At 44.1% G+C, this 24,484-nt stretch carries 24 protein-coding genes; 6 read left to right on the plus strand and 18 right to left on the minus strand.

Features of this window, described 5'->3' with window-relative positions; all coding sequences use genetic code 11:
• Window positions 1-84 precede the first annotated feature (84 nt).
• The 6 genes from pstB to ACSSU7_RS00705 form a co-directional block, all read right to left on the minus strand.
• Window positions 85-864 (minus strand): phosphate ABC transporter ATP-binding protein PstB, encoded by a 780-nt coding sequence (gene pstB / locus ACSSU7_RS00680; RefSeq protein ID WP_135278386.1) that lies wholly within the window; start codon window positions 862-864, stop codon window positions 85-87.
• Window positions 865-910: 46 nt separating this feature from the next.
• Window positions 911-1,858, minus strand: coding sequence for a phosphate ABC transporter permease PstA (gene pstA, locus ACSSU7_RS00685; protein WP_492516839.1), 948 nt, complete (start codon window positions 1,856-1,858; stop codon window positions 911-913).
• Window position 1,859: 1 nt separating this feature from the next.
• Entirely contained in the window at window positions 1,860-2,807 is a 948-nt protein-coding gene (gene pstC, locus ACSSU7_RS00690) for a phosphate ABC transporter permease subunit PstC (protein WP_492516840.1), read from the minus strand.
• 94 nt (window positions 2,808-2,901) lie between these two features.
• Window positions 2,902-3,903 carry a PstS family phosphate ABC transporter substrate-binding protein gene (locus ACSSU7_RS00695; RefSeq protein WP_331019515.1) on the minus strand — a complete coding sequence of 334 codons (1,002 nt, stop codon included), beginning with the start codon at window positions 3,901-3,903 and terminating at the stop codon, window positions 2,902-2,904.
• A 155-nt stretch (window positions 3,904-4,058) separates the two neighbouring features.
• Complete coding sequence (locus ACSSU7_RS00700; protein WP_492516841.1) at window positions 4,059-5,060, minus strand: inorganic phosphate transporter; 1,002 nt, start codon at window positions 5,058-5,060, stop codon at window positions 4,059-4,061.
• Between the two features lie 10 nt (window positions 5,061-5,070).
• Complete coding sequence (locus ACSSU7_RS00705; RefSeq protein ID WP_492516842.1) at window positions 5,071-5,727, minus strand: DUF47 domain-containing protein; 657 nt, start codon at window positions 5,725-5,727, stop codon at window positions 5,071-5,073.
• A gap of 389 nt (window positions 5,728-6,116) precedes the next feature.
• Between ACSSU7_RS00705 and prfB the strand changes: the two genes are divergently transcribed.
• The 3 genes from prfB to ACSSU7_RS00720 all read left to right on the plus strand — a co-directional run bounded on the left by prfB (window position 6,117) and on the right by ACSSU7_RS00720 (window position 10,359).
• Window positions 6,117-7,221, plus strand: a protein-coding gene (gene prfB, locus ACSSU7_RS00710) for a peptide chain release factor 2 (protein WP_492516843.1) whose coding sequence is annotated in 2 segments (ribosomal slippage) — window positions 6,117-6,197 and window positions 6,199-7,221 — 1,104 coding nt in all. Because the reading frame shifts where the segments join, the coding sequence is not laid out codon by codon here.
• A gap of 1 nt (window position 7,222) precedes the next feature.
• Window positions 7,223-8,773, plus strand: a complete 1,551-nt coding sequence (gene lysS, locus ACSSU7_RS00715) for a lysine--tRNA ligase (protein WP_492516844.1) — start codon at window positions 7,223-7,225, stop codon at window positions 8,771-8,773.
• Between the two features lie 188 nt (window positions 8,774-8,961).
• Window positions 8,962-10,359, plus strand: a complete 1,398-nt coding sequence (locus ACSSU7_RS00720) for a putative porin (RefSeq protein WP_492516845.1) — start codon at window positions 8,962-8,964, stop codon at window positions 10,357-10,359.
• Window positions 10,360-10,425: 66 nt separating this feature from the next.
• Here ACSSU7_RS00720 and ACSSU7_RS00725 read toward each other — a convergent pair whose 3' ends face one another.
• The 3 genes from ACSSU7_RS00725 to ACSSU7_RS00735 are packed head-to-tail and all read right to left on the minus strand — an operon-like array spanning window position 10,426 to window position 13,603.
• Window positions 10,426-10,887, minus strand: a complete 462-nt coding sequence (locus tag ACSSU7_RS00725) for a response regulator (RefSeq protein ID WP_492516846.1) — start codon at window positions 10,885-10,887, stop codon at window positions 10,426-10,428.
• Window positions 10,884-12,842 carry a hybrid sensor histidine kinase/response regulator gene (locus tag ACSSU7_RS00730; RefSeq protein WP_492516847.1) on the minus strand — a complete coding sequence of 653 codons (1,959 nt, stop codon included), beginning with the start codon at window positions 12,840-12,842 and terminating at the stop codon, window positions 10,884-10,886. The genes ACSSU7_RS00725 and ACSSU7_RS00730 overlap by 4 nt, the downstream gene beginning before the upstream one ends.
• A gap of 29 nt (window positions 12,843-12,871) precedes the next feature.
• The gene (locus tag ACSSU7_RS00735) at window positions 12,872-13,603 is read right to left on the minus strand and encodes a response regulator transcription factor (RefSeq protein ID WP_492516848.1); all 732 of its coding nucleotides are present in this window, start codon (window positions 13,601-13,603) and stop codon (window positions 12,872-12,874) included.
• 165 nt (window positions 13,604-13,768) lie between these two features.
• On the opposite strand from ACSSU7_RS00735, the gene ACSSU7_RS00740 reads away from it, so the two are divergent.
• The 3 genes from ACSSU7_RS00740 (at window position 13,769) to ACSSU7_RS00750 (ending at window position 16,306) form a co-directional block, all read left to right on the plus strand.
• A complete protein-coding gene (locus ACSSU7_RS00740) occupies window positions 13,769-13,975 on the plus strand; it encodes a hypothetical protein (protein ID WP_492516849.1) in 207 nt (68 codons plus the stop codon).
• 84 nt (window positions 13,976-14,059) lie between these two features.
• The gene (locus tag ACSSU7_RS00745) at window positions 14,060-15,613 is read left to right on the plus strand and encodes a SulP family inorganic anion transporter (RefSeq protein ID WP_492516850.1); all 1,554 of its coding nucleotides are present in this window, start codon (window positions 14,060-14,062) and stop codon (window positions 15,611-15,613) included.
• Between the two features lie 48 nt (window positions 15,614-15,661).
• The gene (locus tag ACSSU7_RS00750; protein ID WP_492516851.1) at window positions 15,662-16,306 is read left to right on the plus strand and encodes a carbonic anhydrase; all 645 of its coding nucleotides are present in this window, start codon (window positions 15,662-15,664) and stop codon (window positions 16,304-16,306) included.
• A gap of 173 nt (window positions 16,307-16,479) precedes the next feature.
• Here ACSSU7_RS00750 and fdx read toward each other — a convergent pair whose 3' ends face one another.
• From fdx to cysE, 9 genes are all read right to left on the minus strand, one after another.
• Window positions 16,480-16,821 carry an ISC system 2Fe-2S type ferredoxin gene (gene fdx, locus ACSSU7_RS00755; RefSeq protein WP_135278372.1) on the minus strand — a complete coding sequence of 114 codons (342 nt, stop codon included), beginning with the start codon at window positions 16,819-16,821 and terminating at the stop codon, window positions 16,480-16,482.
• Between the two features lie 112 nt (window positions 16,822-16,933).
• On the minus strand, window positions 16,934-18,829 hold the full coding sequence (hscA, locus tag ACSSU7_RS00760; protein WP_492516852.1) for a Fe-S protein assembly chaperone HscA: 1,896 nt from the start codon (window positions 18,827-18,829) through the stop codon (window positions 16,934-16,936).
• A 34-nt stretch (window positions 18,830-18,863) separates the two neighbouring features.
• Window positions 18,864-19,394, minus strand: coding sequence for a Fe-S protein assembly co-chaperone HscB (hscB, locus tag ACSSU7_RS00765; protein ID WP_492516853.1), 531 nt, complete (start codon window positions 19,392-19,394; stop codon window positions 18,864-18,866).
• Between the two features lie 11 nt (window positions 19,395-19,405).
• Window positions 19,406-19,729: an iron-sulfur cluster assembly protein IscA gene (gene iscA / locus ACSSU7_RS00770; RefSeq protein ID WP_492516854.1), complete on the minus strand. Its 324-nt coding sequence runs from the start codon at window positions 19,727-19,729 to the stop codon at window positions 19,406-19,408.
• Between the two features lie 170 nt (window positions 19,730-19,899).
• Window positions 19,900-20,295 (minus strand): Fe-S cluster assembly scaffold IscU, encoded by a 396-nt coding sequence (gene iscU / locus ACSSU7_RS00775; RefSeq protein WP_019897763.1) that lies wholly within the window; start codon window positions 20,293-20,295, stop codon window positions 19,900-19,902.
• 190 nt (window positions 20,296-20,485) lie between these two features.
• Window positions 20,486-21,739, minus strand: a complete 1,254-nt coding sequence (locus ACSSU7_RS00780; protein ID WP_492516855.1) for an IscS subfamily cysteine desulfurase — start codon at window positions 21,737-21,739, stop codon at window positions 20,486-20,488.
• A gap of 25 nt (window positions 21,740-21,764) precedes the next feature.
• Window positions 21,765-22,940: a cysteine desulfurase family protein gene (locus tag ACSSU7_RS00785; protein WP_492516856.1), complete on the minus strand. Its 1,176-nt coding sequence runs from the start codon at window positions 22,938-22,940 to the stop codon at window positions 21,765-21,767.
• A 22-nt stretch (window positions 22,941-22,962) separates the two neighbouring features.
• On the minus strand, window positions 22,963-23,469 hold the full coding sequence (locus ACSSU7_RS00790; RefSeq protein WP_492516857.1) for an Rrf2 family transcriptional regulator: 507 nt from the start codon (window positions 23,467-23,469) through the stop codon (window positions 22,963-22,965).
• A gap of 152 nt (window positions 23,470-23,621) precedes the next feature.
• Complete coding sequence (gene cysE, locus ACSSU7_RS00795; RefSeq protein WP_492516858.1) at window positions 23,622-24,371, minus strand: serine O-acetyltransferase; 750 nt, start codon at window positions 24,369-24,371, stop codon at window positions 23,622-23,624.
• Window positions 24,372-24,484: the final 113 nt, after the last annotated feature.

The raw sequence follows: 24,484 nt of genomic DNA on the forward strand, positions 1-24,484 counted from the left end.
ACATTTGACGCCACCCAAACAATAAAAGCCAACGATGTTGGCTTTTATTGTTTGGGTGGACAAGCTAACAGCTGAGATTAAATATTAGCCGAACTTGCCTGTAATGTAGTCTTCAGTTTCTTTACGTGAAGGGCGGGTGAAAATGCGATCAGTCTCGCCATGTTCAATTAGCTCACCTAAGTACATATACGCTGTGTAGTCAGAAACCCGGGCTGCTTGTTGCATGTTGTGAGTCACTACTAGAATCGTTAGCTTATTACGTAACTCACTCATCAGTTCTTCAATATTTGCTGTGGCAATTGGGTCAAGCGCTGACGTCGGTTCGTCAAACAGCATGATTTCAGGGTCGGTTGCCAAGGCGCGCGCAATACATAAACGTTGTTGCTGACCACCAGATAAGTTAAAAGCCAAGTCTTGCAGACGGTCCTTTACCTCATTCCAAAGCGCAGCGCCTTTTAACGCTTCTTCTACCTTGTCATCCACAACGCGACGGTTCTTTTCGCCACGTACACGTAAACCGTAAGCTACGTTTTCGTAAATCGATTTTGGAAATGGATTTGGCTTCTGAAACACCATGCTAATACGCATACGCACTTCAATCGGGTCTACATTTTTTTCTAAAATGTTTGTGTCATCCGGATGCATGATAATTTGACCGTCGTATTTATTGCCGGGGTACAAATCATGCATACGATTAAAGCAGCGTAAAAATGTAGATTTACCGCAACCAGAAGGTCCAATCAGTGCCGTGATTTTATTTTCATACAAAGGCATTGAAACATTTTTAACCGCGTTGTGACCACCGTTATAAAAAAAACTGAGATTGCGTGCTTCAGCTTTTACTGGTGTAGTTGTCGTCATCATGAGAATTTAGATTCCTGTTGATAGATATATAGAGATAAGCCGTGAATTACCATTTAATGTTTTTACGCATTTTGTAACGCATTCTGATGGCAAAGCCGTTCATGATTAGGGTTACTAAAATGATGATGACACCAGCCGCTGCCGCGTTCACATGGAATGCTTCGCTTGGGCGAGATAACCAGCTAAACATTTGAATCGGCAATACCGTGAAGCCAGATGATAGCCATTCAAAGTTAAGGAATGGTGCACTGGTTGTCACTGGCGATGGCGGTAAGAATGCGATGAAGGTTAATGCGCCAATAGTAATGATTGGTGCAGTTTCACCAATGGCACGCGCCATGCCGATAATGACGCCAGTCAAAATGCCACCGAAAGAGTATTTGATCACATGGTCATACACCACTTGCCATTTGGTTGCGCCCACTGCGTAAGCCGCCTCGCGAATCGCAATTGGGATGCTGCGGATTGATTCACGTGTTGCAACAATCACAACTGGCAATATCAGTAAGCCTAGCGTCAGGCCTGCGGTGACTATGCTTTGACCTAGATCTAAAATGTACACAAATAAGCCCAGTGCCAGCAAGCCGTAAATAATAGAAGGTACAGCCGCTAAGTTAGAAACGTTAATCTCGATAAGATCCGAAAACCAGTTTTTAGGTGCGTACTCTTCTAAATAGATGGCAGCCATTACGCCTACTGGTACTGCTGATAAGAACGTGACTAACATCACGAGAGATGACCCCACCAGTGCTGACAGCAAACCAGCACTAGCAGCACGGCGTGATGGAAAGTCTGTGTAAAAGCTTAAAGATAATAACTTAGGATAACCTTGAATGATTAAGTCAATAAACAGGGTTAGTAACGTAATCAGGCCAACCATTAGACACAGCAAGCCAATGATGGAGAATATATAGTCATTGAGCTTGTGCCGATGAATCATGGCACGCACTTCGTCTAAATTTTTATTGATATGATTTGTGGATGGATTGTTCATTTTAGTATCTCTCGCTATATTTCTTGCGTGTGATGTGGCCGATAATGTTGAGCGTTAGTGTCATCAACATCAGCACCAAGCCTGCAGCAAAGATACTTTGATAACCTATGCTGCCATGCGGTAAATCACCCATTGCAACTTGCACAATGTAAGCGGTAATGGTGGCCGCTGCATCCATTGGGTTAAATGTCAGGTTAGGTTGCTGACCTGCTGCAATGGCTACCACCATAGTTTCACCAATAGCACGCGATATACCTAAAATATAAGCGGCCACAATGCCTGAAATGGCAGCTGGCGTTACCACTCTAATCGCTGTTTGAAAGCGTGTTGCACCCATTGCATAAGAGCCTTCGCGCATGCTCATCGGTACTGCGCGCATCGCATCTTCTGAGAGCGATGCAATGTAAGGAATAATCATAATGCCAATCACAATGCCCGAGCTCAGCATGTTAAAGGTTGGCAACTCTGGCATGATTTTTTGTAATAGTGGAGTAATAAACAGTAACGCAAAAAAACCAAACACAATGGTTGGTACACCAGCGAGTAACTCTAGCACTGGTTTTACTGTTTCACGCACCCTGTGCGTTGCAAACTCAGACAGATAAATGGCGCTAATCGTACCAATCGGCACAGCAATCACTAATGCCACACCTGTCACAGTTAATGTGCCAGAAACTAAAGGCAATATGCCATAACGTGGGTTTTCAAATAATGGGGTCCAGACCGTGTCGGTTAAAAAGTCGGACAAAGATACATACTCAAAAAAACCGTAAGACTCATACAACAAAATGCCAATAATGGCCGCGGTTGTTAATACCGCAGACAATGCCGCCAGCATCAAAATAAACTCAATCACTCGCTCTTTTAAGTGGCGGGTGAAGTTCTTTGATAAGCGAGCGCTAATTTGAGGGGTTAATGATTTATTTAACACTTGAGTTGCCGTATTCACGTTATATATACCAGCTTGTTGTCATGGTTGGTAAAAGACACTTGTAAGAAAAGCAGTCATTATTGTGCTTTCAAACAAGTGTCAGTTAAACATACTACTTAATACGCGTTAGCAATTCTTCAATTTTTACACCAACTTCAGGTTTACCACCAAAGCCAGTACCTGGTTTAAGTGCTTTCCAGTGAGTAATCACTGCTTTTTGCTCTTTTGCAGGTAACGCAACGTATTTTACTTCTTCAATCAACGGTTTGCTATTTTCAAGGTAATAGTTAACAAATGCTTTAACTTCTGGCTTGAACGCAGCTGCTGTTGCATTAACGTAGATGAAAATAGGGCGAGCCAATGGTTGATAAGTACCATCTTCAATCGTTGCTTTTGAAGGCAATACGCCTGGTTTACCTGGTTTATCAACAATTGAAACCGCTGTTAACTTGTCTTGATTCTCTTCATAGTAAGCATAACCGAAGTAAGCAAGACCACCTTTGTCACCTACAACGCCTTTAACTAAGACGTTATCATCTTCTGATGCAGTAAAGTCACCACGGCTTGATTTTGCTTTACCAACAATTGCTTCTGTAAAATAGTCAAAAGTACCTGAGTCAGCACCTGGGCCAAATAGTTTAACTGGCGTGTTTGGCCATGCTGGGTTTACTTGATTCCAAGTTTTTACTTTACCTTGCGCTGCAGGTTCCCATAATTTTTTAAGTTCTGCAGTGGTCATTTTCTTAGCAAAATCGTTAGCTGGGTTAATTACCACAGTTAACGCATCATAAGCCACTGGTAACTCAATAAACTGTACACCAGCTTCTTTACACGCATCAATTTCTTTTTGCAGAATAGGGCGTGAAGCATTTTGCACATCGGTTTCACCGCGGCAGAATTTCTTAAAGCCGCCGCCTGTACCTGAAATACCTACGGTTACTTTGGTTTTTGTTGATTTTTGGAATTCTTCAGCAACCGCTTCAGTAATTGGGTATACCGTGCTAGAGCCGTCAATCTTAATGATTTTATCAGCAGCTACAGCAAAATTTGGTAATGCAAATAATGATGTAACCAAACTAGCTATTGTTGAATATTTAGTAAACTGGTATTGCATTTGTTGCTCCTTAGAGTAGTCAGTTGTTGAACTGTACGTATCATATGAAGCTAATGTGACAATATAATGACAAAAATTAAATTAGTAAAATTAGCCAAATAAAAAAGGGCTCAAACTGAGCCCTTTTTTACGATTGCCTGATATTCAGGCGCTTGTTACATAAAGCTACGACCTAAGTGGTAGCCAATTGCTGCCATTAAGCCCGCACATGGAATCGTAAGCACCCATGCCCATACGATTCTTGAGGCTAAGCCCCAGCGCACTGCAGAAGCACGACGTGATACGCCTACGCCCACAATCGCACCTGTGATGGTATGGGTGGTTGAAACTGGAATACCAAGTGATGTAGCTAAAAACAATGCGATAGAGCCAGAGGTTTGGGCACAGAATGCGCCGGTTGGGCGTACTTTAGTAATGCCCATACCCATGGTCCGCACAATGCGCCATCCACCCATCAATGTACCTAAGCCCATTGCTAATTGGCATGAAATGACTACCCAAAACGGCACATGGAAATCACCATGCAGATAACCGTTTGCAAATAGCAGCACGGTGATAATACCCATGGTTTTTTGCGCATCGTTAGCACCGTGACCTAAGCTAAATAGAGAAGATGAAATAAATTGCATCTTGTTAAAGCGGTTCTCTGTTTTGTAAGGTGAGGATTTTTGAAATAGCCATAGCACGATGACAGAAAATAGCATCGCCAGTAGCATCCCAAATAAAGGCGACAAGACAATCGCAACACCGGTAGTGATTAATTTGCTACCGATAATAATGCCTTGAGTACCGGCATGCGCAACGCCAGCACCGAGCAAACCACCAATTAATGCGTGAGATGATGATGACGGAATGCCAAACCACCATGTGATGATGTTCCATGCAATTGCACCAATCAGTGCGCCAAATATCACCGCATTGTTCACGATGTTAGGATCGATAATGCCTTTGCCTACGGTGTCAGCCACATGTAAGCCGAAGAACAGAAATGCGCTGAAATTGAAGAATGCTGCCCATACGACCGCTGCCTGCGGTGTGAGTAAGCGCGTTGAAACCATGAGTGCAATAGAGTTGGCTGCGTCATGGAAGCCGTTCATAAAGTCAAATATGAGGGCAACCACCACGAGAAACGCCATGATGAGAATTGCGTGATCCATTGTTTACCCCTTAAATGCGCTCAAGTACAACGCCATGGATTACATCTGCAACGTCTTCACAGCTATCAACTGCTTCTTCAAATAAATCGTAGAGTTCTTTTGAGCGGATTAAGGTACGGGCATCTTCTTCTTCAGCAAATAAGCGATGCATGCCTGAGCGCATCACGTGATCAGCTTCGCCTTCGATACTGCTGATTTCTTCGCAGGTTTGCAAAATTCGGCCAGAGTTTTTCATGTCAGATAACATACTTACCGCTTCACGTACTTTCTCTGATGCGCGTAGCAGAATTTGACCTAGCGCTACCATTTCTGGTGTAAACGCGGTGTGACCGTATATTTTTGCACTTTGTGGAATGGCTTCCATGTAGTCGATGATGTCGTCTAATGCCATCGCCAGTTCACGAATTTCACGACGGTCAAATGGGGTAATAAATGTTTTATGTAGGGAGAGTAAAATTTCTTTTGTATATTCATCTGCTTCAGATTCGATTTTTCTAATTTCAGCAAAATGCTCATCGAATTTTTCGCTATCTCTTACTGCGGCCATCATGGCGAGTACTTTTGAACCTTTGACAGCACAGTCTGCCAGGTTGTTGAAAAGTACGAAGTAATTGTCATTACGAGGTGAAATTGCAGCCATTAATCGACCAAGTGCAGCATTTGCCATAGTTTTTTAACTCCCTTATTTATTACTGTTTTGTTACTTTTAGATTAAAAATTCTTGAATATCGCAAGTTTAACCGTCTGGGCCGAAATCTGCGAGTATTTATATGTATTTAATGGAACTTTTTTCAATGCCGAAAATTAAGTAATGAGTGAGGTTGGCGTCTTTAATAAACTGTTTAATGTATGCATTCTGGCTAAAAAGTCTTGGCAAGTGGTGAGTCAGGTATCCTCATTTGACATTGTGTCCAGCAGGCTATCAAACATTGCCAGCTGTATTGATGTACCTATCAATTGGTGCACTTTGTTGTTAGTAGGCGCTACTTAAATCCTGCAATATGGCGTGTTAAGCCTTTGCTGTATAATGGCGTTTTTTAGCAACACGTAAGTATTATGGAAGCAGAACAACTCAATATTATTGCTAATCGTTTAGGCGATTTAGGCGAGCGTAACCTTGCTCTTCGGGGGTATCTTTGACTTTGAGTCTAAGAGCCAGCGTTTAGAAGAGGTTAATGGCTTACTGGAAGACCCCAAGATTTGGGATGACAATGCTAAAAGCCAAGCATTAGGTAAAGAAAAGCGCGCCCTTGAGCTAGTGGTGAACACACTCACCCAAGTGCAAGGCGGGCTGAAAGATGCGCAAGAGTTGTTTGAGATGGCGCGGGAAGAGAATGACGACGATACTTTACTAAGTGTTGAGCATGATTCTTTGGCGCTAGAAAAAGAAATCGCCGAGATGGAGTTCAGACGTATGTTCTCTGGCGAGCTAGACTCCGCGAACTGTTTTATCGAGTTTCAATCAGGCAGTGGTGGTACCGAGGCACAAGACTGGGCTAATATGCTATTGCGTATGTACTTACGCTATTGCGAGCGCAAAGGCTTTAAAGTTGAAGTGTTGGAAGAGTCTGAAGGTGATGTTGCTGGCATTAAGGGCGCATCGATTAAAGTGTCTGGCGATTACGCTTACGGTACTTTACGCACCGAGAATGGCGTGCACCGTTTAGTGCGTAAGTCGCCATTCGATTCTAATGCCAAGCGACATACCAGTTTTGCCAGTGTGCAGATATTCCCTGAGGTGGATGATTCGATTCAAATTGATATCAACCCTGCCGATTTACGTGTAGATACGTATCGTGCCAGTGGTGCGGGTGGTCAGCACATTAATAAGACAGATTCTGCGGTACGTATTACGCATATTCCGACTAACACTGTGGTGCAGTGTCAGAACGACCGCTCGCAACATCGCAATCGAGAAGAGGCGATGAACATGCTGAAGGGTGCACTTTATAATTTAGAGCTGAATAAGCGCAATCAAGAAAAACAAGCACTTGAAGATGCTAAAACCGATATTGGTTGGGGGCATCAAATCAGGTCTTATGTGCTAGACCAGTCACGTATTAAAGATTTACGTACTGGCGTGGAAATTGGCAATACGCAAGGCGTGCTGGATGGCGACCTTGACCCATTTATTACCGAAAGTTTGAAGCAGGGAGTGTAGTGTGAGTAACGTGCAAAATAATGAACAAAATAATGAAGTGATTGCAGTGGATGAAAATCATGTGATTGCAGAGCGCCGCGAAAAATTAAATGCGATTCGTGAAAATGCCAAGCAAACTGGCTCAGCTGCTTTCCCGAATGACTTCAAGCCAGAGCATCATGCTGTAGCACTGCATGCTGAGTTTGGCGGCTTTGATAATGAAATACTGCAACCTCGTGCCGTGCATGTGAGCATTGCTGGCCGCATGATGTTAAAACGTGTGATGGGTAAAGCTAGTTTTGCCACAGTGCAAGATAGCACTGGCCGTATCCAATTGTTTATTTCTAAAGATAACTTCACTGACGAAAACAGTGAGGCTGTTTACGAGGCGTTTAAGCACTGGGACTTGGGCGATATTATTGCGGCTAAAGGCGTATTGTTTAAGACGAAAACTGGCGAGCTATCAGTAAAAGTGTCTGAGTTGCGATTGTTGACTAAATCATTACGTCCGTTGCCAGAGAAGTTTCATGGTTTACAAGACCAAGAAGTTAAGTATCGTCAGCGTTATGTGGATTTGATGGTGTCGGAAGAAACCCGTGCAACCTTTATTGCACGCAGTAAAGTGGTGTCAGCGATTCGCAGTTTTATGCTGGAAAATCAGTTTTTAGAAGTAGAAACGCCAATGCTGCATCCTATTCCAGGTGGTGCATCGGCTAAGCCGTTTATTACGCATCACAATGCGTTAGATATGCAAATGTATATGCGTATTGCCCCTGAGTTGTATTTGAAGCGTTTAGTTGTGGGTGGTTTTGAGCGTGTGTTTGAGGTTAACCGTAACTTCCGTAACGAGGGCTTGAGCGTACGCCATAATCCAGAATTTACCATGATGGAGTTTTATGCAGCTTATACCGATTATCTATGGCTGATGGACTTTACCGAGCGCTGTATCCGTACTGCTGCGATTGCGGCGACAGGCTCAGCCGTGTTGCAATATCAAGGTCGTGAGTTGGATTTAAGCAAGCCATTCCAACGCTTGACGATTGTTGGCGCAATCCAAAAATATGCACCGCAATATACGTTAGAGCAACTGAACGATAGCAACTTCTTGCGTGCAGAAATTCTTAAATTTGGCACCAAACCATTTGATCATGCAGGCTTAGGCGCATTGCAATTGGCCTTGTTTGAAGAAACTGCAGAAAGCCAATTGTGGGAGCCTACCTACATTATTGATTATCCGGTAGAAGTTTCACCGCTAGCACGCGCATCAGATGCTAACCCTGAAATTACTGAGCGTTTTGAATTGTTTGTGACAGGCCGTGAGATTGCTAACGGCTTTAGCGAGTTAAACGATGCTGAAGATCAGGCAGCACGTTTCCATGCGCAAATGAAAGCAAAAGAAGCGGGCGATGCTGAAGCGATGTACTACGATGCTGACTTTATCCGTGCGCTAGAGTACGGCATGCCGCCGACAGGTGGTTGTGGTATTGGTATTGACCGTTTGGTGATGATGATTACCGATAGTCCAAGTATCCGTGATGTGATTTTGTTCCCGCATATGCGTCCAGAAGCTTAAGCACTAATCAGCATTACTTGTTTTAAAAAAGCCGTCGCTAGCGACGGCTTTTTTGTTGTAAAAATACAACTGGAGAGAAATAGTTTTTATAAAGTTTGATCTGTCATGAAACTGTAATACAGCTACCGCAAAATCGCCTCTGTCAAAAAACGCAGTAAATAATTATTAAATTAATAGAGGGAATGTAAATGAACTATAAATTACGTAGCTTGGTAGCTGCGAGTATCACAGGTGCATTAATGTTAGGTGTTGCACAACAGGCATCTGCAGATTCTACTATGGATATTGTTAATGCGTTGGTTGCAAAGGGCGTATTAACTGAAGAAGAAGGCGCATTGCTGACTAAAGGTCGCGAGATGGAATCAGCAAGTCAAGCTAAATCGATGAAAAAAGCTTCTAAACTGAAAGTTTCTGATGCGATCGATAATGCTGAGCTTTATGGTGATATTCGCGTTCGTGTTGAGCAAAGAAACGGTGAAGATGTCGCAGGTAAAGAGCAAGACAGAACACGTGATCGTTACAAGTTAACATTGGGTGTGAAAACAGAGTCAGGTAACTTTTATACTGATCTAGCGTTGGCAATGGGGCAACATGGTCGCTCAGATAATGCAACATTTGGTTCGGCATCAGGTGGTTCTAATGGATCTAATACTAAAGAAGCTGCTTATATCAAACGAGCAATGGTTGGCTACAAAGCGACTGATTGGTTGGCTCTCGAAGCTGGTCGTGTGGCAAATCCACTTTACACCACGCAAATGGTATGGGATTCAGATTTAACTTTTGAAGGTTTAGTGGAAAAAGCTAATTTCAAAGTCGGTGATAATAAGTTTTTCTTAACAGGTGTTCAGTCACAATACCTCGGTGATACTAGAAAGTACGGAGGTACAGCAACTACAGCTGATTCAATATCAAACTGGATTATGGCTTTCCAAGCTGGTGCAGAAGTTCCATTGGCAGATGGTGTTAAAGGTAAGGCTGCATTAACTTACACAACATACTCTAATAATGATCGTGCTGGTAAGTTTGTACCTGCGATTGGTTCTGCTACTACACTAGGTACTAATGTCGTTGGTACAAATAATTTAAGAACAATTGAAGTTCCAGCCGAGTTGAATTTTAGTACATCAGGTCCATTAAGTTACTCGTTATTTGGTGATTATGTTAAAAACCTAGATGGTAATGATCGCCGTGATGCAGCAGTTGAAGGTATTGCAGGTGCAGCAAATAAGGCTAAGTTAGATTCTAACGATGATAGCGCTTGGTTGCTAGGTGTTGGTATCAATTATAAAGCCGGTCCAAAAGTTGCTAAAGGTGATTGGTCTGCTAAACTTTGGTATCAAGATGTAGGTGTCTATGCTGTTGATCCTAATGCTGTTGATTCAGACTTTATGGATTCAAAAGTTAACATGAAGGGCGTTGTACTTAAGACACAATATAACTTACAAGAAAATGTGTTCATCAATTTTGCAGCTGGTCATGCTACAAATAAAAATGACAAGATATCTACCGCAGGCGTAGCCGGTGATCTTGGTTACAATCTGAAAAGCTATGACTTATATCAATTAGATTTAACTTATAAATTCTAATTAGAACTAACTAAGTTAGTGACATCAAACCCGCTCCAGTAGCGGGTTTTTTTTATGAGTAATAACTCACTCTCTTATAGTGTGGCTAGGCATTTCAAATAACGGGTTGTGTGTTTTTAACGCGCGAAACAGCATGCGGGTTTCTAGTAAGTTCCATACCCTGAGCATGGCTTCAATAGAATCAAACGGCTTGGTGAGAAAGTCTTTGGCACCTAACGATAGTGCTTTTCTTCTGGCGGTAATCGTGCTGTCTGCGGTGAGTACCAGCACGGGGAGGTATTCATCCGGCGTGATTCGCTTGGATAGCTGCTCTAGCACGGCGTAGCCGTCTAGCTCTGGCATCATAAGGTCTAGCAGAATAATATCGGGCTGCAGTGCGTTAAATAAATCCATCGCGCGTGTTGGGTCTGTGGTACTGAGCACCTGGCTGAACCCCTCCCTTGCTAGTAGCTCTTCGAGCAGGCGTAAATTAGCATCAGAGTCATCAATGATGAGAATCTTTGCGTTAAGGATTAGCTTTTCGTTCATTTCTTTTCGATCGAGTTGAGTAGTTTATTGAGCGTTTGGTTAAATGCCGCAATATCTAATGGTTTAGTAAAGTACTCATATACCCCCATACGCTTTAGTCTGCCAATACTTGCGGGCGTTGCATCTGCCGATAGAATCAGGATAGGGATATGTGCATGGTTGGCGTTGTTTTGAATATGCTCGACTAGATTCACACCAGAGCCGTCCGGCAGGTTCAAATCAATTAAGGCAATATCTGGTGTGGATTTTACCAAGAAACTTCTAGCCTCTTGTATGGTGCTGACGGCATACAAGTGAAAGTTAGCGTTTCTGGCAATAATTGCCTCGATAAGCGCCCGGTTACTAGGGTTGTCTTCTACATATAGAATTTTTGCCTGATGCCGCAATGAGATGCTATTTAAGGTAGACGGTGCATCAATCGCAGGTTCCGGCGTTTCTGCAAGCTGCTTGTAGGGCAGGGTGAGCTGGAATAGGCTCTTATCGCTCGCGATATGAATTTCACCACCAAGTGCTGCCATCATTTGGTTACTGAGTGCCAAGCCTAGGCCTACGCCCTCTACCTTAGTATTTTCTGCACCCAAGCGTTCAAACGGGGTGAACACACGGTGATGCATGGATTTTGGAATGCCTTTACCTTCATCTGCTACCTCGATGATGACTTTGTCATCTTTTTTGTAAGCCTGCACATACACTTTTGCATGGGCTGGGCCGTATTTCAGCGCGTTAGAAATTAAGTTAAGCACAATTTGCAGTAGTCTTTGCCTATCTGTGGCAATAGTGAGGTCCGGCGGGTAGTAGGTTTTAATCTGAATGTCCCGCGCCCTGGCCAGCGGATGCATAAAGTGCGTTGCTTCATCTAGTAGAGCTGAGATATCACATGCCTGAATATCAATCTGCATATCTCCAGATTCAATTCTGGCAATATCTAATACTTGGTCAATCAGTTTAAGCAGATGTTTGCCGGCGGCAGAAATCATAGACAGACTTTCCTTTTGCTTAATGTCGGTTAAGTCTGTTTCCAGCAGGTGTGCAAAGCCTAAAATTGCATTTAGCGGTGTTCTTAGCTCGTGACTAGTTCTTGATAAGAATATGCTTTTTTCTGCGTTGGCTTCCTGTGCCTGTAGCTTTGCCAAGTTTGCTTCATACATGCTGTTGGTCAGCAGTTGGGCGGCTTGATCTAGCTCATGTGCCAATTGGCCAAGTTCATCTTGGCTGATGGAGGGGAGTGCGAGCGCTTCACCTCTGGCTAAGTGTGCGGCACTGTCCCGGATTAATTGCACGCGTTTGACGATGGTTCTGGAAAATACCCATGCACTGGCTAGTGTACCCAAAATACCTGCCAGTGCGGAAAGAATGGTCAGGTTGATATTGCGCTGCCGCTCATAGTTCACTTGCTTTTGGTCATCTGCAACAAGCTTTGCCTCACGCGTGCTCATTTCTTCTATTAACGTGCGTAGATTGTTTAAGGTTTTACCCTGCACGCTAAATTGTTTTACCAGTGCAGTGCTGTCAATCTCTAGGTTGCTGCTGGCTAGTTTTGCCAGGTCTGCCAGATTTTGATTCACCAACGGTTTGATGTGGCTGAGCCTTGTGATTTGTTCTTCATCTTCCAGCTCGGCTTCCAGTTTACTAAGGGTGGAGGCCAGTTTTTTATTGGCTTGAAAATAAATGGCGAGAAAAGACTTTTCTCCAGTGAGTAAATAATCACGTACTCCCGTAGAGGCCTCCACCAGCTGCGTATGTACCGCTTGAATATCACGCTGGTTTTGCAGGGCGACTCTTAATTTGTTTTCTAGTATGGCGGCTTGTTTTTCATGCAAATAAAGTGAGAGTAGGGATAACAGTAAAATGGTGAGTGGCAATGCAATCACAATCGGGCCTTTAATCCGCAATGGCAGATCTTGCCAAATAGATGACGGTGCCCGTAACTGCTGTATGTATGCGTTTAGTTTCATCTGAATATTCATCGTGCTAATTTATTTTGCTAGGCTCTATAACCAAGTTCGTAAGCCTTAACCGCGGCTTGGGTTCTATCGCGTAAATTGAGTTTGCTTAAAACTCTTTCTACATGAATTTTAACGGTTCCGGCTGAGATTCCCAGTTTTGCAGCTAATTCTCTATTGCTCAAGCCTGATGGCAGTAAGGCGAATACTTCACGCTCTCTGGGGGTGAGTCGCTCAATCACGGTTAAATCTTTATCTTCAGTACTCATGGTCGATGCTTGTTTCAATGCTAAGCCTAGAATGCCACTGATTGATTGCAGCGTGATAAGTTCATGCGGGGAGAGTTGCAGGTTCTGACCAGACAGTGCGATGAGGCCGACAGACTGTTGGCCGATTGCAATTGGGATAAGGTACTCTTGATCAATATCGCTAGGTGTGTAGGTCCAGAACATGCTGCCCTGATACTGATGGGCTTTAAATTTAACTGGGTATTTTAATAGCGTGGCAAAAATACCCAACATAGGCACACGCGTGCCTTGCGGTAAGGTCTGTCCTTTAGTTGCAACAATATTGAGCTTTCCTGCTGATTCTGTTGCGATCATGCCATGTTCTGCCGCAATGTACGCCGCAATTAAATCTAAAAAATATTGTGGTGAATCTGTTTTCCAGCCATCTTCAAACAATGCGGCACCCAAGCCATTAAATAGCCTTACTTGGGCTTCTTTTGCCTGCGATTCGCGATTATTTAATCGAAACTCTCTAGCGCTTTCCATGGTGTCTATATGTGGAAGTTATATATGCCGTTCAGTATATACTGATATACCTATATCGGTAGACTTTTGTTGCAATCTCTCTCTATACAATGGCTCTCGTTGTTAATGAATCAACGTAGGCTAGTTTCAGATACAACACTTAGAAAGATAGATTAGGAGAAAAGAATGAAAGTATTGTCAGCATGGTTGCTAGGTTTGATGTTTGCGCTAAGTGCGTCTGCCAGTGAAAAGCAGGACGTGGAAAAAGAAAAAGCAGAGCCAGCCACAGATACTAAGGCAGAGTTGGTAGAAGAGAATAAGTCAGATAAGCATGACGTACTTAAAACTAAATTTTTAGGATCCAGACCTTACATGGAAAGTAAGGTTAGATAACGTTAACTAAATTAAGGCCATGTCCCCAGTCGGTGACATGGCTTCCATCCTTGGCTCAGAAATAATATTGTAGAGATAGTAATAATGAAAATAGCTACATGGTTTAGTGAAGTTAAAAATGATTTGCCTGCAAGCATCGTGGTGTTTTTTGTAGCGCTACCTTTGTGTTTAGGTATTGCACTTGCCTCAGGCGCGCCATTATTTTCTGGCGTAATTGCCGGTATCGTGGGCGGCATTGTGGTGGGGATGTTTAGCGGCTCTCAGCTGGGTGTGAGTGGCCCAGCCGCTGGTTTGGCGGTTATTGTGCTCACTGCAATCGGTACCTTGGGTTCATTTCAGGCATTTTTATTGGCCGTTGTGATGGCTGGGGTGATTCAGTTTTTGTTAGGTTATTTTAAAGCGGGGTTTATTGCGTACTTTGTCCCTTCGTCAGTCATCAAGGGTATGTTAACCGGCATTGGCTTGTTGATTGTACTAAAGCAAATACCGCATGCACTGGGTTATGATTTTGATTACCAAGGTAGCGAATCTTTTGTGCAGGCAGATGGTAGTAATACGTTCTCTGCCCTAGCTGATGCGTGGGCCTTGTTAACGCCAGGTGCGCTATTGATTGCAGCAGTGTCTATGCTGATATTGGTATTATGGGATACTTTGTTAACAAAGAAGCACCGCATATTTGAGTTGCTACAAGGGCCGATTGTAGTGGTGCTGGTTGGTATTCTGTTTAACTGGCTATTTCAAAACGGCATTCTAAATTTCTCTCTAGCAGATAATCAGATTGTACATCTGCCAGTAGCGCATAGTGTGGGCGACTTGGTAGGACAGTTTACAACGCCTGACTTTTCACAAATCACGAATATTGAAATTTATAAAGTTGCTCTAGTGATGGCGATTGTGGCAAGTTTGGAAACACTATTATGCGTGGAGGCCACCGATAAGCTAGACCCGCTAAAACGTGTTACCCCCACCAATCAGGAGCTTAAAGCGCAAGGTATTGGTAACGTGCTGTCCGGATTGATTGGCGGCTTACCGATTACACAGGTGATTGTACGCAGCTCTGCTAATATCACTTTTGGTGCTAAAACTAAATTGTCAGCGATTTTGCACGGTATTTGGTTATTATTGAGCGCTGTTACCATTGCTGGTCTGTTAAATATGATACCTTTAGCCAGCTTGGCAGCCATCTTGATTATGGTGGGTTATAAGTTAGCAAAGCCATCGCTGTTTGCACATATGTATAAATTAGGCTGGGAGCAATTTGCACCATTTATTGCAACGGTTGTGGCTATTTTACTAACGGATTTATTAACGGGCATTGCGATTGGTTTGGTGGTGGGTGTGTTTTATACCTTGCACCATAGTTACCGTAATTCGCACTATATGAAAGAAACCACAACAACGGAGGACGGCCGTGAGGTGCATCATATTGTGCTGGCTGAAGAGATCTCATTCTTTAATAAAGCGAGTATCTTGAAAGTGCTGGAAGTGATTCCTGGTAATGCAAAGGTGATTATCGATTGTTCTAATTGCAAATCAATTGCATACGATGTTGTAGAATATATCCGTGATTACCCGCTTCACGCAAAATTAAAGAATATTGAAGTGGAAACGATTAAATTTATTCAACCTAAATATTAATCAACAGAATTAGAAGTTTGCTCATTATTATTAAAATAGGAAATAAGCATGTATAAACATCCATTACTTAACCGCGATCAAATGTCACCCAGAGAGGCTTTAGATATTTTAGTGGAAGGTAATCTTCGTTTTATGAATAACTATTCACACGATAAAGACTTTCAAAGCCTGCTGAATATTACTAAAGACAAGCAACATCCTTTTGCATCATTTCTGAGCTGTAGTGATTCGCGTGCACCAGTTGAGCTGTTGTTTGATCAAGCGCTTGGCGATATTTTCAGTGTGCGCTTGGCCGGTAATATTGCTTCAGATAAAGCGATCGGCAGTTTAGAGTTCAGCTCTAAATATTTAGGTAGCAAGCTGATTGTGGTAATGGGTCATAGTAGCTGTGGCGCAGTGAAAGCAGCATGTGATGACTTTAAAGATGGGCATATCGGTGAAATTATCAACTTTATTAAGCCATCGATTCGCCATGAAAAAACGGTGTTAAATAAAGAAGACCGAACTTCAAAAAATCCGGACTTTGTTGAGAAAATCAATGCGTTGAATGTTAAACACCAGATTGAGACCATTATCCGCCAAAGTGATATCGTTAACGATATGATTGAAGCGCGCCAAATTGCGATTGTTGGGTCTATTTATGACCTGACCACCGGTAAAGTGAGTTTCTTAGAAGATACTTACGTTGGTTAATGCTCACGTTAATCCCTAGGTTAATCATGACATTGGTCAAGCATTAATAAAAAAAGCCACCTTCATTGAGGTGGCTTTTTTGTAAGTGGGGTATCAATGTACACTGAACCCCAATGTAGTAATGCTGCGTTAGCTAGTTTGGCTATTTTTAGCGTACAGCATCCGTATTTTTTCTAGCGATGGCCTTCTTTTGCCATGTTAATACTATATTTTGGAATCTCTACCACCAAATCTTCTGTGCCCACTACAGCTTGGCATGAGAGTCTGGAATTTGGCTCTAAACCCCAAGCTTTATCCAGTAAATCATCCTCTTGCTCGGTAGAGTCACTTAGTGATTTAAACCCTTCACGTACAATCACATGGCATGTTGTGCATGCACAGGCTTTGTCGCAGGCGTGGTCAATATCAATATCGTTATTTAACAAGACATCGCAAATAGACTCACCGGTTTGCGCTTCTATGGCTGCGCCATCTGGGCAAAGTTCTACGTGAGGCAGGATAATAATTTGTGGCATATTGGTTTCTCAATAATACTGTAGCGCTAACTTTAGCTTTAAGTTCATGCGTTTACTTGTATTAGTTGCGCATAAACTTAATGGTTTTGTTAGCACGACATTGTTTTCAAAGTTATAAATCTAGGTTTTCTAAATGTTTACCAGCTAATGCACGACTCACGCTCGCATCCATACGCACTGCGGCAAAGGCTTCAGTTGCGTGGTTGAGTGCATCTACTGCTTTGTGGATTGCGGTTGCATCGTCCGCCGCGGCCAGTTGCTGCAGTTTATGAATTTCGGCTTCAATAGCCTTTACTTCATCTGTGCTGATCAGATTGCTATCTGCGGCTAACGCTGCGCTGATAGAGCCGATAATGGCGCCGGCATCTACCCTTGCTTCTGCCAGCATGCGTGCTTTTTTATCATCTTCTGCACTGTTGAAAGAAGCTTTCAACATGTTGGTGATTTCATCCTCAGTCAGGCCATAAGATGGCTTCACTGCGATGTGTGCTTCAATGCCTGTGCTTTGTTCGCGCGCTGATACTGATAATAAACCATCAGCATCTACCGTGAACGTCACGCGGATTCTGGCCGCACCAGCAGCCATTGGCGGGATGCCGCGTAGCTCAAAGCGGGCGAGGGAGCGGCAGTCGCTCACTAAGTCGCGTTCACCTTGTACTACGTGTACGCTCATGGCAGTTTGCCCATCTTTATAGGTGGTGAACTCCTGTGCGCGCGCAATTGGTAATGTGCTGTTGCGATGGATGACTTTTTCTACCAGACCGCCCATGGTTTCTAGGCCCAGCGATAGTGGGGTGACGTCCAGTAACAATAGGTCGTCATCACTCTTATTGCCAGCCAAGATATTGGCTTGAATCGCAGCGCCTAGTGCAACTACTTTGTCTGGATCTAAATTGGTGAGCGGCTCTTGTTGAAAGTATTCTTGTACTGCATGCCGAATGTGAGGCATGCGGGTAGCGCCACCTACTAGCACCACACCGTTAATATCTTCAATGCTTAATTTGGCATCACGCATAGCTTTACGTGTTGGCGATAAGGTTTTGCTGACTAAATGTTCGGTAACTTCGACAAGCTGAGGTGCTGTTAAGGTAACGTCGACCAACATGCCATTAGCTAATTTACAGACAATTTGTGCTTCAAAATTGTCAGTGAGCCATTCTTTTGCCTGACGTGCTTTGGTGAGCAGTAGTCTGGTGTCTTCTTCAGTCAGCGGGGCGAAGTTTTCGTTGGCTGCACGTACTTGATCCAGCACCCAGCAATAGATGCGGTGGTCAAAGTCGTCACCGCCCAGTGCTGCGTCACCATTGGTGGCGAGTACCTCAAATACCCCTTTTGATAGGCGCAGGATAGATACATCAAATGTGCCGCCACCTAAATCGTAAATGACAAAAGTGCCTTCTGCTGCGTTGTCTAAACCATAAGCTACTGCGGCAGCCGTAGGTTCATTGAGTAAACGTAATACATTTAAGCCGGCCAAGCGTGCTGCATCTTTTGTTGCTTGGCGTTGAGCGTCATCAAAGTAGGCGGGTACTGTAATGACCGCACCCACCAACTCACCCCCTAGCGATTTCTCAGCACGGGCTTTCAGTGTTTTAAGAATTTCGGCTGAAATTTCAACCGGTGTTTTAAGGCCGGCACGGGTTTGTAGCTGCAAACTGCGTGTTGTGGCTGCATCTGTGCCTTCAACAAAGCGATATGGGATATGTGCCTTGTTGGTGATGTCGTTTAAATTGCGGCCCATAAAGCGTTTGACCGAAATAACCGTGTTGACCGGGTCTTCACTTTGGTGCGCTTGCGCCTCATGGCCAACTACGATATCGCCATTAGGCATGTAACGTACCACAGAGGGTAATAACGCATGGCCAAAATCATCTTGTAATACGGTACTCATACCGCTGCGTACAGTTGCAATCAATGAATTGGTGGTGCCTAAGTCTATGCCTACAGCAAGTCTGTGCTGATGCGGTGCGGCACTCATGCCTGGTTCTGAAATTTGGAGTAATGCCATAAGTTTACGAGTTGCTTATCTGTTAATTGCTACGCTAATGATCTAACTGTTCAATGACTTGGTCTATGTCTGCGCAAACTTTATCGATAAAAATCAGTTTGCGGGTGATTTCTGTTGCCGTGGCTAGGTCTTGCTTAATATCGAATAACTCACACAAGTCACCGGTCAATGCTTTGGCTTCGGTGGCTAGTTCGTCAGCAATATTATCTAGCTCGGGGATGTCGCGTGCCATTTTGGCATCTTCGATGCGTTCACGCCACTCCATCTGCTGTATTAAAAAATCCATCGGCATGGCGGTGTTGGTATCGGCAACCGCGTCAATGCCATGTTGCTCCAACATGTACTTGGCGCGCTTGGCTGGGTTTTTTAATACGGAATATGCTTCATTGGCAGTGGTTGCCAAGTGCATGGCAGAAAGTCTTTCTGCAGCCGGTGCAGTGATGAATCGATCCGGATGGGCCGCAGACTGAATTTTGCGATAATTGTTTTCTAGCGTGCTTGTGTCGAGATTAAACTGTTCTGCAATAGAGAATAGTTCAAAATGATTCGGTGGAGTGCTCTGCATGGGCATCAAAATTAAACAGTGAAGCTTTCACCGCAACCGCACTCATCTTTAACGTTAGGGTTGTTAAATTTAAAGCCTTCATTCAGGCCTTCTTTGGTGAAGTCCAACTCAGTGCCATCAAGGTAAACCAAGCTTTTTGGATCAATAATCACTTTAACGCCATGGCTTTCAAACGCAACATCCTCTGGCTGCATGTCATCCACAAACTCTAGGGTATAAGCCATGCCTGAACAGCCCGTGGTTTTAACGCCCAAGCGCAGACCTACGCCTTTACCGCGATTCGCAAGAAATTTTTCAACGCGGCTGGCCGCGGTTTCTGTGAGTGTAATTGCCATAGTTCTTTGTTTAATCCTTTTAGACTGCTATTTTATACTACAAAGCAACGCTAATTTCTTAGCATACTTTTGGACTCGGCATGAGCAGTAACGCTTACCTACGCTTAATCCAGCTGTGCCAGAACAATAATCAGATTGATGTTCTGGATTAGCCTATCGTGTATGCGAGCTTAAGCGGCCTCTTTTGCAGCTTGCTTAGCTTTAATATCCGCCACTGCAGCTTTAATTGCATCTTCAGCCAACACTGAGCAGTGAATTTTCACTGGCGGCAATGCAAGTTCTTCTGCAATTTCAGAGTTCTTAATTGCATATGCTTCTTCAATGGTTCTGCCTTTTAGCCATTCAGTTACTAATGAGCTAGAGGCAATCGCAGAGCCGCAACCATAAGTTTTGAACTTAGCATCTTCAATAATGCCGCTGTCATTCACTTTGATCATCAGTTTCATCACGTCGCCACAAGCTGGTGCACCCACCATGCCAGTACCCACTTGCGGGTCATTTTTATCTAAAGAACCAACATTACGCGGGTTCTCGTAGTGATCTAATACTTTGTCTGAATATGCCATTTTCGTTCTCCTGTTATGTACTAGAAAGCCTTTTACGTAATTGTTAGCAATTATTGCTACGCTTTCCAGTACATCTAATAATGCAACTAAGTTAAGTGCCTATCTGCAATTTTGACCATGCGTGAGTGTATTCGTTTGTTATTGATAGGTGAATACACTAAGCGCATCATCATGATGCAAGTATCTATGTTTAATGTGCTGCCCATTCTACTTTTGACAAATCTACACCATCTTTAAACATTTCCCAAAGTGGTGAGAGTTCTCTTAATTTATCAATCTTGCCCTTCATTAAACTGATGGTGTAATCAACATCTGCATCAGTAGTGAAGCGGCCAATTGAGAAACGGATTGAGCTGTGCGCTAGTTCATCGCTACGGCCAAGTGCGCGCAATACATAGCTAGGCTCTAAGCTGGCTGATGTACATGCTGAGCCGCTAGATACCGCAATGCCTTTTACTGCCATGATCAGTGACTCACCCTCAACATAGTTAAAGCTGATGTTCAGGTTGTGCGGTACACGCTGCTCAAGGTCACCGTTAACATATACTTCTTCAATGTCTTGCAGGCCGTGCAATAGCTTGTCGCGTAAGCGGCGGATGCGTACGTTTTCTTCATCCATCTCTTCGCGTGCGATGCGGAACGCTTCACCCATGCCAACAATTTGGTGTGTTGCCAATGTGCCTGAACGCATACCGCGCTCATGACCGCCGCCGTGCATTTGTGCCTCAATACGGATACGTGGTTTACGACGCACGTACAAAGCACCAACGCCTTTAGGGCCGTATGTTTTATGCGCACTAAAGCTCATTAAATCCACTGGCAATTTTTCTAAATCAATATGCACTTTACCGGTGGCTTGTGCCGCATCCACATGGAAAATGACGCCATTTTCACGGCAAATATTACCAATGGCAGTAATGTCTTGAATCACACCGATTTCATTATTTACAAACATCACAGAAGCCAACACTGTATCAGGACGGATAGCCGCCTTGAATTTTTCTAAATCCAATAAGCCGCTTGGCTCTGGGTCTAGGTAAGTTGCTTCAAAACCTTGGCGCTCCAGTTCACGCACGGTATCAATCACTGCTTTATGCTCAGTGGTCACGGTAATAATATGTTTACCCTTGGCTGAGTAAAAGTTGGCAGCACCTTTAATGGCAAGGTTGTTAGATTCTGTGGCGCCTGAGGTCCATACGATTTCACGCGGGTCTGCACCGACTAGGCTTGCCACTTCTTCACGTGCGTTCTCTACTGCTTTTTCTGCTGTCCAGCCATAGGGGTGGCTACGTGAGGCTGGGTTGCCAAAATGCTCTGTAATGTACGGAATCATTTTTGCGGCAACGCGAGGATCTACAGGCGTAGTGGCTGAGTAATCCAAATAGATTGGATGAAGGTCATCCCCTGAGCCTTTCAATACTTGCATTTCAATTGATGCTGACATTTCTTAATTATCCTTACCAGTTACGTTATATATATTCAGTGTTGGTGTTGGCGACTTCAGCTGCCACACCAGTGAGCTGTTTTAATCTCAAAATTTCATTTTTAAGTGCTGCTAAAAAATCTGTTACTTGCAATAAAGTATTGTGGGCACCAAAGCTGACGCGTACTGCACCACGGGCTAAGTCTGGTTTAACGCCCATTGCCAGTAATACATGGCTAGGCTCCGTGCTGTCGCTTGAACATGCCGAGCCGCTGGCAACGGCAAATCCCTTACGGTCTAATGCTGTGACCAGCGTCTCGCCTTCAATACCGTCTAATGCAAAAAAGCTGGTATTGGGTATACGTGTCACATGCTGGCTAAATATCGTGACATTCATCGATTTTAAGCCCAGCTCAAATGTGTCGCGTAGCATTTGCGTGTGGCTGGCAAAATGCGCCAAATTGGCGACCGCCAGCTCACATGCTGTGCCAAAGCCAACAATGGCAGCCACATTTTCTGTTCCGCTGCGCAATCCACGCTCTTGGCCACCACCATGTAATAGCGGCTGTATATCCACACGTTTATCTAAAATCAGTGCTGCTGCGCCTTGTGGGCCATGAATTTTATGGCTTGAGACTGTCATTGCATGCACGTTTAAATCCATAAAGCTTACCGGTATTTTGCCTAAGCCCTGCACTGCATCTGTATGCATAAAAGCACCGGCTTTACGTACAAGTTCAGCAATCTCGGCAATGTTTTGAATAACGCCGGTTTCATTATTGGCGAGCATTACGGAGGTAACACTGGTCGCTATTTGCAGCTGTTGCTGCAACTGCGCAACAGCTAGCACGCCATGTTCATCCACCCCGATGGCATCGCTCAACCATCCTGCTTGCTGCATTGCTTTAGCTGGCCGTGATACACAAGGGTGCTCAATCGCACTATGTAAAATTTGGCTGCCAGCTTGGCTGCCAGCAATACCCTTGACTGCAAAGTTGTTGGCCTCAGTACCTGATGCAGTAAAAATCACTTGTGAGGCGTATGCGCCACATGCTTCAGCTACTTGGGTTCTGGCATGCTCAATGGCGTCACGCGAGGATCTGCCAAACACATGGCGGCTTGTAGGATTGCCGCTTTGCCTTTGCATCCAAGGCAACATGCTTTCTAACACGCGCTGGTGTAGCGCGGTAGTGGCGTTATGATCTAGATAAATGCTGGACATCGCTTAAACTTAATCAGATCGTCTAGTTAGCAATCGCTGCAGTATTAATGGCAACTGCTTTGTCATGCGCTGCTGTGCAGTTACGTGGTGTGATTAGTACTTTTTGACCACTTTTTTGCGACGCTACCATGTCTGCAAGGGTGATACCTGCTAAATACTCTAAAATTTTGGTGTTTAATGCAGACCATAAGTCATGCGTCATGCATCGACCTTCGTCACGGCAGTTTTCATGACCGCCGCATTGTGTAGCATCAATTTGCTCATCCACAGCATTGATAATCTCAGCCACTGAAATTTCAGCGTGGCTTTTTGCTAAGTTATAGCCACCGCCTGGTCCGCGAATACTTTTGACTAAACCTTGTCTGCGTAGGCGGCTAAATAGCTGCTCTAAGTATGAAAGTGATATGTCTTGTCGCTCACTAATGCCAGCTAGGGTGACTGGTTTGGCTTCGAGTGCGTCTTTTGTTTCATTGATCGCTAGATCCAACATTGCCGTAACAGCAAATCGACCTTTAGTGGTTAATCGCATAGTGTTCTAAATATGTTTAAGTATCATGGATGGGTGAATTGTATAATTCCCTACAGTTTTAGTCAACTATTATGCGTGCTGGTTTTAGCCTTGTTAGGCTTGGCTGAAACTTGGGGTAGTTGCTTGTAGTCTTGGGTTTGGCTAGTCGCAAGCTATGGTTTTTGGTTTGTTGTTGGCACCTTAAAGGCTTCAGCCACTTCGGTATCGCTATGCTCATCGGTATTTAAACGTGCTAACTGTGCTTGCAAATCAGAAATGGCGTGATCTTGTTTTGCCGCATGGTCAAGTAATGAGTGTATCGCTTTAATCATAGGGTCATTCTCGTCATTACCAACCGCGTAGGCGGCAAACCCGATTTTTTGTGCGGTCTCTTCACGTTTTTTAGATTTTTCTTCTTCTAAGATACGCGCAGGGATACCTACCGCTGTTGCATTGGCGGGTACATCTTTTACCACAACCGCGTTAGAGCCGATCTTTGCACCTTCACCAATGGTGATAGGTCCCAGCACTTTGGCGCCGGCACCAATCACCACGCCAGACTCTAGTGTGGGGTGACGTTTGCCTTTATTCCATGAGGTGCCGCCTAATGTCACGCCGTGGTACAGGGTGCAGTCGTTACCAATAATGGCGGTTTCGCCAATCACTACCCCCATGCCGTGGTCGATAAAAACACGGCGGCCTATCGTGGCGCCCGGGTGGATTTCAATGCCGGTAAACCAGCGCCCTATGTGCGAACAGAAGCGACCTAGCCAGAAAAAATTAGCCTTCCATAACCAATGGCTTAAACGATGCATCAATAGTGCATGTACACCAGGGTAGGTGGTTAAAATTTCCCAATGCGTGCGCGCAGCAGGGTCGCGCTCGAAAACAATAGAAATATCTTCTTTTATGTGGTCAAACATGTGGTTGGGCGTTGGTTTTAAATAGGGCGTAATTATGCCATAAACAACAATGGTTGACTAATTTACTAGGGCTCTGGGTGCGGGCCTTAATAGATAGAGATGTACGTGACAAA

The organism is Methylotenera sp. E1MeOHC1 (assembly GCF_058745595.1).